The organism is Streptomyces caniscabiei (assembly GCF_014930365.1).
Classification (GTDB): domain Bacteria; phylum Actinomycetota; class Actinomycetes; order Streptomycetales; family Streptomycetaceae; genus Streptomyces; species Streptomyces caniscabiei.
The window spans coordinates 287724-302494 of the sequence record NZ_JABXWI010000011.1 but is presented as its reverse complement, the minus strand read 5'-3'; the positions used below and the strand labels follow the sequence as shown (position 1 = coordinate 302494).

Annotated in this window: 11 protein-coding genes and 2 pseudogenes; 7 read left to right on the top strand and 6 right to left on the bottom strand. The window is 71.3% G+C overall.

The window, feature by feature from the left end; translation table 11 throughout:
* Window positions 1–117 precede the first annotated feature (117 nt).
* The 6 genes from HW837_RS29775 (at window position 118) to HW837_RS29750 (ending at window position 5770) form a co-directional block, all read left to right on the top strand.
* Entirely contained in the window at window positions 118–378 is a 261-nt protein-coding gene (locus HW837_RS29775; protein ID WP_037702271.1) for a hypothetical protein, read from the top strand.
* 22 nt (window positions 379–400) lie between these two features.
* The gene (locus HW837_RS29770; protein WP_045557111.1) at window positions 401–595 is read left to right on the top strand and encodes a hypothetical protein; all 195 of its coding nucleotides are present in this window, start codon (window positions 401–403) and stop codon (window positions 593–595) included.
* Between the two features lie 258 nt (window positions 596–853).
* Window positions 854–1132 carry a Sec-independent protein translocase subunit TatA gene (gene tatA / locus HW837_RS29765; RefSeq protein ID WP_045557112.1) on the top strand — a complete coding sequence of 93 codons (279 nt, stop codon included), beginning with the start codon at window positions 854–856 and terminating at the stop codon, window positions 1130–1132.
* A gap of 50 nt (window positions 1133–1182) precedes the next feature.
* Window positions 1183–2142, top strand: a complete 960-nt coding sequence (tatC, locus tag HW837_RS29760) for a twin-arginine translocase subunit TatC (RefSeq protein WP_045557113.1) — start codon at window positions 1183–1185, stop codon at window positions 2140–2142.
* A 168-nt stretch (window positions 2143–2310) separates the two neighbouring features.
* Window positions 2311–5160, top strand: a complete 2850-nt coding sequence (locus HW837_RS29755; protein WP_045557114.1) for a DEAD/DEAH box helicase — start codon at window positions 2311–2313, stop codon at window positions 5158–5160.
* Between the two features lie 268 nt (window positions 5161–5428).
* Window positions 5429–5770: a DUF5713 family protein gene (locus tag HW837_RS29750; RefSeq protein WP_045557115.1), complete on the top strand. Its 342-nt coding sequence runs from the start codon at window positions 5429–5431 to the stop codon at window positions 5768–5770.
* Between the two features lie 101 nt (window positions 5771–5871).
* On the opposite strand, the pseudogene HW837_RS29745 reads toward HW837_RS29750, so the two are convergent.
* The 6 genes and pseudogenes from HW837_RS29745 to HW837_RS29720 form a co-directional block, all read right to left on the bottom strand.
* Window positions 5872–6153: pseudogene (locus HW837_RS29745) on the bottom strand (transposase); the annotation flags it as partial.
* 16 nt (window positions 6154–6169) lie between these two features.
* Window positions 6170–6982, bottom strand: a pseudogene (locus tag HW837_RS50440) (IS5 family transposase); the annotation flags it as partial.
* A 144-nt stretch (window positions 6983–7126) separates the two neighbouring features.
* A complete protein-coding gene (gene atzF / locus HW837_RS29735) occupies window positions 7127–8785 on the bottom strand; it encodes an allophanate hydrolase (protein WP_193380449.1) in 1659 nt (552 codons plus the stop codon).
* A 198-nt stretch (window positions 8786–8983) separates the two neighbouring features.
* Window positions 8984–12511 carry a 5-oxoprolinase/urea amidolyase family protein gene (locus HW837_RS29730; protein ID WP_193380450.1) on the bottom strand — a complete coding sequence of 1176 codons (3528 nt, stop codon included), beginning with the start codon at window positions 12509–12511 and terminating at the stop codon, window positions 8984–8986.
* Entirely contained in the window at window positions 12508–13113 is a 606-nt protein-coding gene (locus tag HW837_RS29725) for an urea amidolyase associated protein UAAP2 (RefSeq protein ID WP_193383538.1), read from the bottom strand. The genes HW837_RS29730 and HW837_RS29725 overlap by 4 nt, the downstream gene beginning before the upstream one ends.
* Window positions 13110–13934: an urea amidolyase associated protein UAAP1 gene (locus tag HW837_RS29720; protein WP_045557119.1), complete on the bottom strand. Its 825-nt coding sequence runs from the start codon at window positions 13932–13934 to the stop codon at window positions 13110–13112. The genes HW837_RS29725 and HW837_RS29720 overlap by 4 nt, the downstream gene beginning before the upstream one ends.
* A 190-nt stretch (window positions 13935–14124) precedes the next feature.
* Between HW837_RS29720 and HW837_RS29715 the strand changes: the two genes are divergently transcribed.
* Window positions 14125–14760, top strand: a complete 636-nt coding sequence (locus HW837_RS29715) for a TetR/AcrR family transcriptional regulator (RefSeq protein WP_193380452.1) — start codon at window positions 14125–14127, stop codon at window positions 14758–14760.
* Window positions 14761–14771: the final 11 nt, after the last annotated feature.

Genomic DNA, 14771 nt, shown 5'->3' with positions numbered 1-14771 from the left:
CACGACGACGTACGACCGGAAAAGGGAGATGCGAGGGCTGTGAGCGGCAGGTCTGTTGTGTCGGGTGTGAAGGCCGGTGTGAAGTCCGGGGTGCAGGAGATCCAGGAGATCCGGGAGATGACCGTGGCGGTCGCCTTCGCGGGGATGAAGAAGGCCGTCGACGTGGTGTTCCGGGCCGGCTGCCCCGACTGCCGGGCCAACTTCGAGCTGGGCGCGAGCGCGTTGCGCCTCGCCATCGGCGCCACCAGCAAGACGACCTTCTACTCCTTCACCTGCCCCGAGTGCGGCACCGCCGTCCGCAAGCCGGCCGGTGAGCGCATCGTGGAGCTGCTGACCGGGGGCGGGGTGCGGACCCTCAGGCTGCATTCGGCGGGATAGGGCCAGGGGCTAGGGTCGGCTCATGTTCTGGGCGATGTTCGCGGTGGCTGTCGGTTTCGTGGGGCTGGTCGTGCTCGGGGTGCTGGCCGTACGGGTCTTCCTGGAGGCCAGGCGGCTCGGTGCGCAGGTCACGGAGTCGGCGCGGAGAATCAGCCGGGCCGCGGAGGACCTGGAGCGGGCGACGGCGAGCGCGGCTCGCTCCGCGGACGCACTGTGAGGTACGGCCGAGGCTCCTGTGACTTGACCGCGCGGTGCGTTTTGCGCCACTTCGCCCTGTCACCTTCTCACCTTCGGCAGGTACGCTGCCTGTCGCGGCACGGAGAACGAGGCCCGGGTCGCGGAGCGGGAGTACGCACGGGGATTGCCCAGCGTTTACCCCTGAGCGTTACGATCGCTGCCAGTACGATCGTTCGGACACCTGTCCGACCGGTCGGACAGCCACCACCCGCCGCCTCGGTGAAGAAGGTAGACAGCTATGGGCAATCTCGGTCCCACCGAGATCATTCTGATCCTCGTCGTGGTCATCCTGCTGTTCGGTGCGAAGAAGCTTCCGGACATGGCGCGCTCGCTCGGCAAGTCCGCCCGCATCCTCAAGAGCGAGGCCAAGGCCATGAAGTCCGACGGCCAGGACGACACCCCCACGTCGGCCCCCTCCAGCGCCGAGGCTCCGGCACAGCGCACCATCCAGGCCGCTCCCGGCGATGTGACCAGCTCCCGCCCGGTCGCCGAGCCCACGGACACCACGAAGCGATGACGCAAGGCCGGACCGGACGTCCGGCCTGCCGCACGAGATGAGGACGTGGGTTGCTCAAGTCTGCCCGCAAGACGGAGAAGGACAAGGATCCCGAGGGGCGGATGCCCCTCGCGGAGCACCTGCGCGAGCTGCGAAACCGCCTTGTCAAGAGCCTGCTGGCCATCGTCGTCACGACGGTTCTCGCGGTGATGTTCTACAAGGACATCATCCAGTTCTTCACGGATCCCATTCTCCAGGCGGTGGGATGCCAACACAGCTTCGCCGAGCTGGCGGAGGACACCAGCCAGGTCAAATGCGCGCGCATCGTGCAGAACGGTCTGCTGAGCCCGTTCACGCTCGCTCTCACGGTGTCGCTTTCGTCGGGCGTGGTGCTCGCCGCCCCGGTCTGGCTGTACCAGCTCTGGGCGTTCGTCGCTCCAGGTCTGCACCGCAACGAGAAGAAGTACAGTCTCGGCTTCGTGGCGGCGGGTTTCCCGCTGTTCCTCATGGGCTCGTACTTCGCCTACTGGTCGCTGCCCAAGATGGCGTCGGTCATGCTCCAGTTCTCGATCATCGGAAGCGACAACCAGCTTCCCCTCGATGATCTGCTGAACCTGATCATGCGGATGATCGTCGTCTTCGGCCTCTCCTTCGAGCTGCCCCTGCTGCTCGTGATGCTGAACTTCGGCGGCGTCCTCTCGGGCAAGAAGATGGCCGGCTGGTGGCGGGGCATGATCCTCGGCATCACGCTCTTCGCGGCGATCGCCACCCCCAGCACCGACCCCATCTCGATGCTGGCGCTGGCGGGCCCCATCTGGGTCCTCTACTTCGTCGCGTCGGCCATCGCGCTGACCAACGACAGGCGCCGGGCCCGCGTCCAGGCGCTGCAGCCGGACGACGACGAGGCCTCCGAGCTGGACCTCACCCCCGAGGACATCGGCGAGATCGAGACCGTGTCCGCGAGCAAGGCGCTCCCCGCGCAGGCCGAGCCCGAGCGGGAACGGATCAACGGGTACGACGACGTGACCTGAGCACCGGCACACGGCACGCGGCGGAGCCCGCACCGAGCGGGCCACGACGGCGTTGGGCCCCACCCGGCATCCCGGGCGGGACCCACCGCCGTCGTCGTGCGTGCGTTCGCCGGGATTCGTTTTCGGACGGTGGACGGTCCTGATCTCGACGGTGCCACGATCCGGATAATGATCGTCCTGTTGTCAGTGGGGCCCGGTACGCTCGAAAGCACGATGACAGAGGATCTCTCACCGGCCGAGCGGTACGCGGCAGCACGCAGGCGCGCTGCCGAGCAGGCCACCGCGCTCGCCTCCTTCCGCGAGATGTACGACTTCGGTCTCGACCCCTTCCAGATCGAGGCCTGCCAGGCGCTGGAGGCGGGCAAGGGCGTCCTGGTGGCCGCCCCGACCGGCTCGGGCAAGACGATCGTCGGCGAGTTCGCCGTCCACCTCGCCCTGCGACAGGGCAAGAAGTGCTTCTACACGACACCGATCAAGGCCCTGTCGAACCAGAAGTACGCCGACCTGTGCCGCCGTCACGGCGCCGACAAGGTCGGTCTGCTCACCGGTGACAACAGCGTCAACTCCGAAGCCCCCGTGGTCGTGATGACCACCGAGGTGCTGCGGAACATGCTGTACGCGGGCTCCCAGACCCTCCTCGGCCTCGGGTACGTGGTCATGGACGAGGTGCACTACCTCTCCGACCGCTTCCGGGGCGCGGTGTGGGAGGAGGTGATCATCCACCTCCCCGAGTCGGTCACCCTCGTCTCCCTCTCCGCCACCGTGTCGAACGCGGAGGAGTTCGGCGACTGGCTGGACACCGTGCGCGGCGACACCGACGTGATCGTCTCCGAGCACCGGCCGGTGCCGCTGTTCCAGCACGTGCTCGCCGGACGGCGGATGTACGACCTGTTCGAGGAGGGCGAGGGCAGCAAGAAGGCCGTCAACCCCGACCTGACCCGGATGGCGCGGATGGAGGCCAGTCGGCCCTCCTTCCAGGACCGCCGTCGCGGCCGCTCCATGCGCGAGGCCGACCGTGAGCGCGAGCGCAGACAGCGGTCGAGGATCTGGATCCCGAGCCGGCCCGAAGTCATCGAACGGCTCGACTCCGAAGGCCTGTTGCCCGCCATCACCTTCATCTTCAGCCGCGCCGCCTGCGAGGCCGCCGTCCAGCAGTGCCTGTACGCGGGACTCCGGCTGAACGACGACGAGTCGCGGCACAAGGTGCGCGCCCTCGTCGAGGAGCGCACCGCCTCCATCCCCCGCGAGGACCTCCATGTCCTCGGCTACTACGAGTGGTTGGAGGGCCTGGAGCGCGGCATCGCGGCCCACCACGCCGGCATGCTGCCGACGTTCAAGGAGGTCGTCGAGGAACTCTTCGTACGCGGCCTGGTCAAGGCCGTGTTCGCCACCGAGACCCTCGCGCTCGGCATCAACATGCCCGCCCGCTCGGTGGTGTTGGAGAAGCTCGTCAAGTGGAACGGCGAGCAGCACGCCGACATCACCCCCGGTGAGTACACCCAGCTGACGGGGCGTGCGGGCCGGCGCGGCATCGACGTCGAGGGCCACGCGGTGGTGCTCTGGCAGCGGGGCATGAACCCCGACCACCTCGCCGGGCTCGCCGGCACCCGTACGTATCCGCTGCGCTCCAGCTTCAAGCCGTCGTACAACATGGCGGTCAACCTGGTCGAACAGTTCGGGCGGCATCGCTCGCGCGAGCTGCTGGAGACCTCCTTCGCGCAGTTCCAGGCCGACAAGTCGGTCGTCGGGATCTCCCGGCAGGTGCAGCGCAACGAGGAGGGCCTGGAGGGCTACCAGGAGTCCATGACCTGCCACCTCGGGGACTTCGAGGAGTACGCGCGCCTCCGGCGGGAGCTCAAGGACCGCGAGACCGAGCTGGCCAAGCAGGGGGCCGCGCAGCGGCGCGCCGAGGCCGCCGTCGCGCTGGAGAAGCTCAAGCCCGGGGACGTCATCCATGTGCCGACCGGCAAGTACGCCGGGCTCGCGCTGGTGCTGGACCCGGGGCTGCCCGCCGGGCGGTCCAACGGCCACCGGGGGTTCGAGCACCACGACGGGCCGCGTCCGCTGGTGCTGACCGCCGAGCGGCAGGTCAAGCGGCTGGCGTCGATCGACTTCCCGGTGCCGGTGGAGGCGCTGGAGCGGATGCGCATCCCGAAGTCCTTCAACCCGCGCTCGCCGCAGTCGCGCCGGGATCTGGCGTCGGCGCTGCGCACCAAGGCCGGGCATCTGGTGCCGGACCGGCACCGCAAGCGGCGGGCCGCCGCCGCGGACGACCGCGAGATCGCCCGGCTGCGCGCCGCGCTGCGGGCGCATCCCTGCCACGGGTGCGACGAGCGCGAGGACCACGCGCGGTGGGCCGAGCGGTACCACCGGCTCAAGCGGGACACCGCGCAGCTGGAGCGGCGTATCGAGGGCCGTACGAACACGATCGCGCGGACCTTCGACCGGATCGTCGCGCTGCTGTCCGAGCTGGACTATCTGCGGGGTGACGAGGTCACCGAGCACGGGAAGCGGCTCGCCCGGCTGTACGGCGAGCTGGACCTGCTCGCCAGTGAGTGTCTGCGGGCGGGTGTCTGGGAGGGGCTCGGGCCGGCGGAGCTCGCGGCGTGCGTCTCGGCGCTGGTCTACGAGGCCCGGGTGGGGGACGACGCGATGGCGCCGAAGCTGCCGTCCGGGAACGCGAAGGCCGCGCTGGGAGAGATGGTGCGGATCTGGGGGCGGCTGGACGCGCTGGAGGAGGAGTTCCGGATCACGCAGAGCGAAGGGGTGGGGCAGCGGGAGCCCGATCTCGGCTTCGCCTGGGCCGCGTACATGTGGGCTTCGGGGGCGGGGCTCGACGAGGTGTTGCGTGAGGCGGAGATGCCGGCGGGGGACTTCGTGCGGTGGTGCAAGCAGGTGATCGATGTGCTGGGGCAGCTTTCGGCGGCGGCGCCGGCTGGGTCGACGGTGGGGAAGAGTGCGCGTAGGGCGGTGGATGGGGTGCTGCGGGGGGTTGTGGCTTACTCGTCGGTCGGGTGAGGGTGGGGTCGCCTGCAGTGGGTTCGCTTGGGGTGGGTTCGCCTGGGGTAGGGGTGAGCTGGGGTTCGTGGGCGGGTGCGGGTGAGTGGGGGTTCTCGCGCAGTTCCCCGCGCCCCTAGACCGGTTGGGGTTCTCGAGTCGGTTTCCCGCGCCCCTAGGGCCTGTTATGGAAGTCCTGGTCGCGCGGGTCTCGCATCGATGGGGGCGTCGTTGTCAGTAGTGCTGTGCATGATCGGCGCGTCAGCTTTCGCGGAGGTAGGGAAGCACCATGCCGATCACAAACCAGCAGGTAGCGGGACACACGTTCCTGCAGCAGATGTACGACGACTCGTACTTCCCTGATCACGTGGTCGATCGGGGGAAGGCGATCCTGCTGCGGCTGTGCGAACGCGTGGAGGTCGAGCAGCCGTCGGATCTGGAGACCTTGTATGCGCTCACCCAGGCTGCAACGGAGGAGTTCAACCTGCTGGACAGGGAGTTCGTGGCGGCCGGGAGCGGGATCGAGACGGTTGCGCGTGAGTGGATCTGTGACGAGTTTTGCTTTATCACGTCGGCATACGGGTTCATGGACGCGGATGCGGAGGAGCTGACCTCAGGTCGGGACTGGTGAACGAGGACGGGCAGGCCGACTTCGGTCAAAGCCATTCGTTGATGGCTGCGATCAGCACGGTCGCCTCGTAGCGGACGGCGAGTTTGATGCCCCTATGGATGTCAATCGGCAGGGGTTGGTGTCGATCGCCTCTTGGATGTGTGGAGGGCTTGGTAGATCTCGCGGGCCACGTAGCGTTTGAGGCATCGGATGGCTTCGCGTCGTGTCTTGCCCTCGGTGACGCGTCGTTCCACGTAAGAACGGGTGCGAGTGTCCCGGCGCGGACGGGCGATGACGATGGTGTAGAGCGCTGAATTGGCCTGGCGGTCGCCGCCGCGGTTGAGCCTGCGGCGCTGGGTCTTTCCAGACGATGCTTCCACGGGGCTGACACCGCCCAAGGCGGACCCCAACATCCTCACAGTCGTATCGCGTGGCGACAGCGCGGTGTCTCTTGAGGCGGTTGATCCCGCACTCGACCGCATGGCGCTCGCGGTAGTCGACCGGGTCGAAATGCGGCGGGCGGCCGCCGCGGGAGCCGAGCTTTCGGCGGTTGCGCGCATGGTCGGCCTTGTCCGGGATGGTGCAGCGAATCCCGCGGCGACGCAGGTAGGCGCGGTTTCTGCGGGAGGCGTAGGCCTTGTCGGCACGCACCCGATCGGGGCGGACGCGTGGCCGGCCCGGCCCGATGCGGGGCACGCGGACCTTCTCCAGCACCGGTTCGAACTGCGGCGAGTCCCCGCTGCCCTGCCGTCACCACGATCGACATGGGCTTCTGACCCTGCTCGACGGCCAGGTGCAGCTTGGTGGTGAACCCGGCGCGCGACCTACCCAGCCCGTGATCACGGGGCTCGGTGAAGACGCCACCTGGTGGTTCTTTCTGCAGGTCGCCTTGGTTGCGAGCCCCGGCCGCATGCTGATGGGCGCGGCACACCGTGGAGTCGACGCTCAGGTCCCACACGATCGCGCCCTTCGCGTCGGCCAGGGACTGGAGCCGGGTGAGGATCCGCTGCCATGTGCCGTTCCGCTGCCATCGGCGGAACAGGTCGTAGATCCGGCTCCACGGTCCGTACTCGACGGGGACGTCCCGCCATGGAACACCGGTCGGACCCGGAACCGTATGCCGTCGATCAGCTGCCGCCGAGGCCAGACGGGCGGCCGCCCTGCCCTGGCCCCCTTCGGCAACAACGGCTCCAGCACCGCCCACTGCTCGTCCGTGAGATCTCCCCGACCCATGAACCGTGATTCATTCACAGTCCATGATCCACTTTCGATACACGGCCTAGGACCGTTGGGGTTCTAGAGTCGGTTTCTCGTGTCCCTAGGACCGTTGGGGTTCTAGTGTCGTTTCTCGTCCCTGAGCGAGGGCCAGGCTTTTGTTCAGCGTGTCAGGTAGTTCCTCCAGCCGCCGTGTCCCGTGATGTCCTGGGCGTTCTGGAGGGCGGCGGGTTCGCAGAGGAAGCCGGGGGTGCGGGTGCCGTCGGAGAGTTGCACGGTGCCCAGGGTCATGGGGCGGGGGAGGGTCGTCAGGAGGCGGCCCAGGCCCGCTGCCGGGAGGCGCCAGATCTCGGTCTCGATCGGGGCGCCGCCGTCGCCCACGTACACCAGGCCCGGCTTGGGCGGGGTCGTCCGCAGGGCGTGGAGGCGGTAGACCGGTGCCGTCGTGGTCGTGCGCTCCAGACGGGCGCCCAGGGACAGCAGTTGGGGGTTCAGGGGCTGGCCCGAGAGGTGGGCGCCCACGACCGCCAGCCGGGTCTCCGGTGGGAGCTCGGCGGCCACGCGGGCCAGGCGGTCGTCCGTGAAGGCCGGGCCGATCAGCATCACGCCGAAGGGGAGACCGTTCACCTCGCCCGCCGGGACGGCCACCGCCGCCAGGTCGAACAGGTTCGTGGAGTTGGTGAACCGGCCGAGGCGGGCGTTGGCGCCCAGCGGGTCGGCGGCCACCTCGGCGAGCGTGGGGTGGCCGGGTGCCGTCGGCAGCAACAGGGCGTCCGCGTCGGCCAGTTCGGCGAGCGCGCGGGTGCGCAGCGCGGCCAGGTGGTCCTGGTCGGCGAAGAGCCGGTGCGCCGGGATGTCCCGGGCCCGGGTGATGATCCCCGCGACCGTGGGGTCCAGCCCGTCGACGCCGTCCGCGATCGCCTTGTCGACGAAGGCGCCGACCGCGGTGTAGCGCTCGGCCACGAAGGCGCCCTGGTAGAGCATGGCCGCCGCCTCGGTGAAGGGGGCGAGGTCGAGATGGCGTACGTCCGCGCCCGTGGCCCGCAGACGGGTCACCGTCGCCTCGAACGCCTCCGCCCAGCCCTCGTCCAGTTCGCCCAGCTGTTCGGGCCGGGGGATCGCGACGCGCCAGGGGCCCGGGGTGCGCGCGGGGAGCGGCGGGAGGGCGCGGGCGGCCGGGGAGGCCATGTGGGCGAGGGCCTGTTCCGCCTCCGGGAGGGTGCGGGCGAACACCGTGACGCAGTCGAGGGAGGCGCAGGCCGGGACCACGCCGGTGGTGGGGACCAGGCCCCGGGTGGGCTTCAGGCCGACGATGCCGTTGAAAGCGGCGGGCACCCTGCCGGAGCCCGCCGTGTCGGTGCCGAGGGCGAGGTCGACCAGGCCGAGCGCCACCGCCACGGCCGAGCCGGAGCTGGAGCCGCCGCTGATGCGGGACGGGTCGTGGGCGCCCCGGACGGCGCCGTACGGGGAGCGGGTGCCGACCAGGCCCGTGGCGAACTGGTCGAGGTTGGTGGTGCCGAGGACGAGGGCACCGGCGGCGCGGAGGCGGGCGACGACCGGGGCGTCGGCGTCGGGAGTGTAGGCGTAGGCCGGGCAGCCGGCGGTGGTGGGGAGACCGTGGACGTCGATGTTGCCCTTGACGGCGAGGAGGCGGCCGGCGAGGGGGAGGTGGGCGCCGGCGGCCAGACGGGCGTCGATGGCCTCGGCCTCGGCCTCCACGTCGGGCTGGGGGCGTAGGCCGATCCAGATCTCGGGGCGGTCCACGGCTTCGATGCGGGCGTAGGCGGTGCGGACTCTGGTGAGGGTGGGGGAGAGGGGCATGTGGGCTCCTGGGGGCTGTGGGTGGGGCGGGGTGCGCTTCAGGGGTTGTTCGCCCCCGCCGCCCCTTCCCGTCCCGTCCTCCAGGGGCTGCGCCCCTTCGACCCCCTTGGGCGCCTAAGGGGGGAGGGTTCGGAGTCGTCGGCGGGTGCGGGTGCGTGGGGGTTCTCGCGCGGTTCCCCGCGCCCCTTACGGGGCGGGTCAGGTGTTGTCCGGGGTCAGGATGATCAGGGGGGTGCCTGGGGCCACCTGGGTGCCCGGGACGGTGAGGATCCGGTCTATGACGCCGGCCGTGGGGGAGGGGACTCGGGACTCCATCTTCATGGCCTCCAGGGTCAGGAGGGGCTGGCCGGTGGTCACCCGGTCGCCCGGTCGGACGTTCACCTGCCAGACCGACGCCGTGAACTCGGCCTCGATCAGGTGGGCGCCTTCGGGCACGTGGACCTCGGCGGGCGGTACCGGCTCGGCCGTCCCCGTCTCCGCTCTGTCGAACTCGCCGGCGGCCTCCCAGGCGGCCCTCTCCGCCGCGAACGCCGTCTGTTGCCTGGTCCTGAACTCGGCTATGGAGTCGGCGTGTTCGGTGAGGAACGTCTCGTACGCGGCCAGGGAGAACGTGCCCTGTTCCACGCGGGGGACGAAGCGGCCCGAGACGATGTCCGCGCGCAGGGCCATGAGTTCGTCGGCGTCCACCGGGTACCACCTGATGCGGTCGAAGAAGCGCAGCAGCCACGGGGAGCCGGGCTCGAAGGCGCCGCGCTGCTGCCAGGGGGACCAGACCTGGGTGGTGCGGCCGACGAACTGGTAACCGCCGGGTCCCTCCATGCCGTAGACGCAGAGGTAGGCGCCGCCGATGCCGACCGAGTTCTCCGCCGTCCAGGTGCGGGCCGGGTTGTACTTCGTGGTCACCAGGCGGTGGCGGGGGTCCAGCGGGGTCGCCACCGGGGCGCCCAGGTAGACGTCCCCGAGGCCCAGGACCAGGTACTCGGCGGCGAAGACCGTGTCGTGGACGTCGGCCACCGTGTCCAGGCCGTTGACGCGGCGGATGAACTCGATGTTCCAGGGGCACCAGGGGGCGTCGTCGCGGACGCCCGCCATGTAGCGGGCGATGGCCTCGCGGGTCGCGGGGTCGTCCCAGGAGAGGGGGAGGTGGATCGTGCGGGAGGGGACGACCAGTTCGTCCGTCGGGGGGAGGGACGCCACGATCCGGCGTACCGCCGTGAGGAGTTCGGGCTGGGGGAGCAGCGCCGGGTCGATGCGGATCTGGAGGGAGCGGATGCCCGGGGTGAGGTCGGCGACGCCGTGCGGGCCCGCCTCGGCGACCGCCTCCATCAGGGCGTGGACGCGCATCCGCAGGGCCAGGTCGAGCCGCATCGGTCCGAACTCGACGAGGAGGTTGTCGTCGCCGCTGCGGCGGTACGTCACGTCGCCGTCGCGGGCCAGGACGCCGCCGTCGACGATCGCGGGGCGGGGTGAGGCGTCGTCCGAGACGGGGAGGAAGCGGACGGTGTCTCCGGGGCGCAGCTGGCCGAGCTTCCAGCGCTCGGTGGAGACGACCGTGGCCGGGCAGACGAAGCCGCCGAGGGAGGGGCCGTCGGGGCCGAGGAGGACCGGCATGTCGCCCGTGTAGTCGACGGCGCCGACCGAGTACGGGGTGTCGTGGATGTTGGAGGGGTGCAGGCCCGCCTCGCCGCCGTCGGCGCGCGCCCAGCGGGGTTTGGGCCCGACGAGCCGTACGCCGGTGCGGGCCGAGTTGAAGTGGACCGTCCAGTCGGCCGCGTAGAACTCGTGGATGTCCTCCTCGGTGAAGAACTCCGGTGCCGCGTGCGGGCCTTCGAGGACGGCCACCTGCCAGTCGGCGGGGAAGGAGGGGCGGTCCTCCGGGGGGACGGGGCCCGTGCGGTCCGTGACCTCGCCGCCGTGCAGGACGTCGCCCGTGCGCAGGGCACGGCCGCCGTGGCCGCCGAAGCGGCCGAGGGTGAACGTGGCCGCGCTGCCCAGGAACGACGGGACGTCCAGGCCGCCGCCCGCGACGAGGACGTAGGTGCGCAGTCCGTGTTCCGTGGGCGCGCCGACGGACAGGACGGCTCCGGCGGGTACCCTCACCGGTTCCCAGCGGGCGATCGGTGAGCCGTCCACGGTCACCGGGGCGGGGGCACCCGTCACGCAGACGGTGGTGGCGTGCGTGAAGCGCAGGGAGGGGCCCTGGAGGGTGCATTCGAGGCCCGGGGCGCCCTCGGGGTTGCCCAGCGCCCGGTTGCCGAGGCGGAAGGACAGGTCGTCCATGGGGCCGCTGGGCGGGACGCCGACCTGCCAGTGGCCGGTGCGGCCGGGCCAGTCCTGGACGGTGGTGAGGGTGCCGCCGGAGAGGACCTCGATGCGGCGGGTCGGGTCGGTGACGGCGGCGAGGGTCGCCGTGGAGTGGGTGGCCCGCCGGACGTCCGGGTCGGTGAGGGCCGCCCGGAGCTGGCCCAGGTTCGTCTCGATGCCGTCGACCCGGGTCCTCGCCAGCGCCTCGTCGAGCCGGCGCAGGGCGTGGGCGCGGTCGGAGCCGTACGCGACGATCTTCGCCAGCAGCGGGTCGTACGACGTGGTGACCTCGGTGCCCGTCTCCGCCCAGCCGTCGACGCGGACGCCCGGCGGGAACTCGACCCGGGTCAACAGGCCCGCGCTCGGCCGGTGTCCACGGCTGGGGTCCTCGGCGTAGAGCCGGGCCTCGACGGCGTGGCCGCGCGGCGGGCCCGGGGCGCGGACGACGGCGACGTCGCCGCGGGCCAGCCGCAGCATCCAGGCGACGAGGTCGACGCCGTAGACCTCCTCGGTGACCGGATGCTCCACCTGGAGGCGGGTGTTGACCTCCAGGAAGTACGCCTCCTCGCGCGCGGCGTCGTACACGAACTCGACCGTTCCGGCGGAGCGGTACTCGACGCTCGCGCACAGATCGCGGGCGGCGGCGGTCAGCCGTGCGCGGACGTGGTCGGGCAGGCCGGGGGCCGGGGCCTCCTCGACGACCTTCTGGTTGCGGCGCTGGAGGGTGCAGTCGCGGTCGCCGAAGGTGACGACGAGGCCGTCGCCGTCGCCGAAGACCTGCACCTCGACATGGCGGGCCCGCTCGACGAGGCGTTCGAGGTAGACGCCCGAGGAGGACGCCGTGGCGAAGGAGGCGGCGGCGACGCGCCGCACCCGGTCCCAGGCCTCGGTGAGTTCGCCCGCGGATCGGCATGCCGACATGCCGATACCGCCGCCTCCGCCGCTGGCCTTGAGCATCACCGGGTAGCCGATGGCCGCGGCGTGGGCGAGCGCCTCGTCGAGCGAGTCGAGCAGGTCGGTGCCGGGCAGGAGGGGCACGCCCGCGGCCTCGGCCGCCGCCCGCGCGGTGTGTTTGGCGCCGAACAGCTCCAGTTGGTCGGCGGTGGGGCCGACGAACACGAGATCGGCCTCCGCGCAGCGGCGGGCGAAGTCGGCGTCCTCGGAGAGGAACCCGTACCCGGGATGGACGGCACCCGCGCCGGTGTCCTTGGCGGCCTTCAGGATCAGGTCCGCGTCGAGGTACGACTCCTTCGCGGGCGCCGGGCCGAGCCGTACCGCCTCGTCGGCGAGCCGCACGTGGGCGGCGGCGCGGTCGGCGTCGGAGTACACCGCGATCGTGCGCAGGCCCAGTTCGCGGGCGGTGCGGATGATCCGGACGGCGATCTCGCCCCGGTTCGCGACCAGCAGGGTGTCGAAGGTCATGTGCCCGTCCCGGTGATCGTCATCTCCACGGCCGTCGGCTCGAATCCGTTGCAGGGGTTGTTGATCTGGGGGCAGTTGGAGACCAGGACCAGCACGTCGCGTTCGGCGCGCAGGGTGACGGCGAGACCGGGGGCGGAGATCCCGTCGACGATACCGAGGGTGCCGTCCTTCTCGACCGGCACGTTCATGCACCAGTTGATGTTCGACACCAGGTCGCGCTTGCCGAGGCCGTGCCGGGCGCACTCGGCGAGGAAGTTGTCCACACAGGCGTGCTGCGACCAGGTGTGGTGCCCGTACCGCAGGGTGTTCGACTCCTTGGAGCAGGCGCCGCCGACGGTGTCGTGCCGGCCCACGTCGTCGGCGGTCACGGTCATCAGCGGGGTGTGCTCGTTGGACATCAGCACACTGCCGGTGGTGAGGAAGATGCCGCCCTGGGCGTGGATCGTGTCGGGCGCGCTGTAGCGGACGGCCGTGTCGTGGGCGTCGTACACGAGGAAGTCGACGGCCTGGTTGCCGTGCAGGTCGGTGAGGGTGAGGGTCTGGCCGGCGCGGATCACCGACGACCAGGCGGCGCGGGCCGCGACCACGGTCGTCGTGCTCATGCGCGCCCCCTCGCGGTGAGGAACTCGGCGGTGTTCAGGAAGGCCCGGCGGCCCTCGGGCGAGGCGTCCCACAGGGGGTCGCCGGGGCGGGTCGGCTCGGCGCGCCAGGCGAGCACCTCCAGCGGGGTGCTGACGTACTCGGGGCGCGGGTCGGCCGGGTGGGGCACATTGGCGATCAGCACGGTCACGTCCTGCTCGGTACGGAGGGTCACGGCGGCGCCGGGGCCGGCGGAGCCGGTGAAGTCGAGGGTGCCGTCCTCGTGTACCCGGACCCCCTGGAAGAAGGAGAGCGAGGGCGGCAGGTCCCGGGGTTCCAGGCCGTTCTTGGCGGCGGCCAGCTTGAACAGTTCACGCCCGGCGGGGGAGGCGGAGTGCGGGGTGCCGTCCCCGTACCGCTCGGTGTTGCGCGCCAGGGTGGAGGTGCCGCACAGGGCGTCGTGGCGGCCCGAGGTGTCGGCGACCACCGAGGCCAGGACACGGCCCTGGTCGGACAGCAGCAGGACGCCCTCGCCCAGGTAGGCGTTCCACTGGACCTTGACGGTGTCGGCCACGTTCAGCCGCTCCCAGGGGCGGTCGGCGTGGTGCAGCAGCAGATGCGCGCAGGCGTCGCCGCGCAGGTCGGTCAGCCGGACCTCGGTGCCGCGGGCGAGCACCCGGTGCGTGTAGCTGCCGCCCGCCACGGTCTCCGCCCAGACCAGCCGCTCGGGTTCGCAGGGAGGGGAGGGCCAGTCGGTCGCGGGCACCACGGGCATGGACTCGGTCCGGGCGCCCTCCTGTGCGCGGGCGTGATCACGTGCTCCGTACGTCGTCGATGTCGCCATCGTGGGACCTCCGGGTGCGGCGTGTATTTCTGTCGTGCGACAGAAATTAGGAGCGGGGCGCGTCGACGCCATGTCCCTCGCGTTGCCGGGTGGTTACCGCTCTCTCACGATGGTCGGGCCTGGCCGGGGGCGGGGGAACAGGGCGTCGGGTCTCGCCGGTGGCCGGGTGCCGTGTGCGAGGATCGAACACATGGGAAGCGCGGGTGGCGGCGGTGGCCGGCGGGTCGGCAGACCGCGTGCCGAGGGCCGGCCGGAGAGCGGGCTGTCGCCCAGGGACGAACTGCTCGCCGCCGCCGCGGAGTTGTTCACGACGCGGGGGTACGCGGCCACCACCACCCGTGCGGTCGCCGAGCGCGCCGGCATGCGGCAGGCGTCCATGTACCACTACGTGTCCGGCAAGGAGGAGCTGCTCGCCGGGCTGCTGGAGTCCACCGTCACGCCGTCGCTGACCTGTGCCCGTGACCTCCTGGCCCGGGACGCCGTCCCCGCCGAGGAGCGGTTGTGGGAGCTGTGCCGCGCCGACGTGGCCCTGCTCTGCGGCGGCCCGCACAACCTCGGCGGCCTCTACCTCCTGCCGGAGGTCCGCGCCGAGCGCTTCGCCGGCTTCCACGCCGTACGGGCCGAACTCAAGGACGCCTACCGGCAGTTGATCGCCGCGACGGCCGTGGGCGGGACGCTCGCCAAGAGCGAGCTGGAGCTGCGGACGGATCTCGTCTTCGGGCTGATCGAGGGCGTCATCCTCGTCCACCGCTCGGAGCCCGACCGCCCCGTCTCCGCCTTCGCGGAGGCGACGGCGGACGCGGCGCTGCGCATCGCCGGGGTCTGACGGACCGCCTC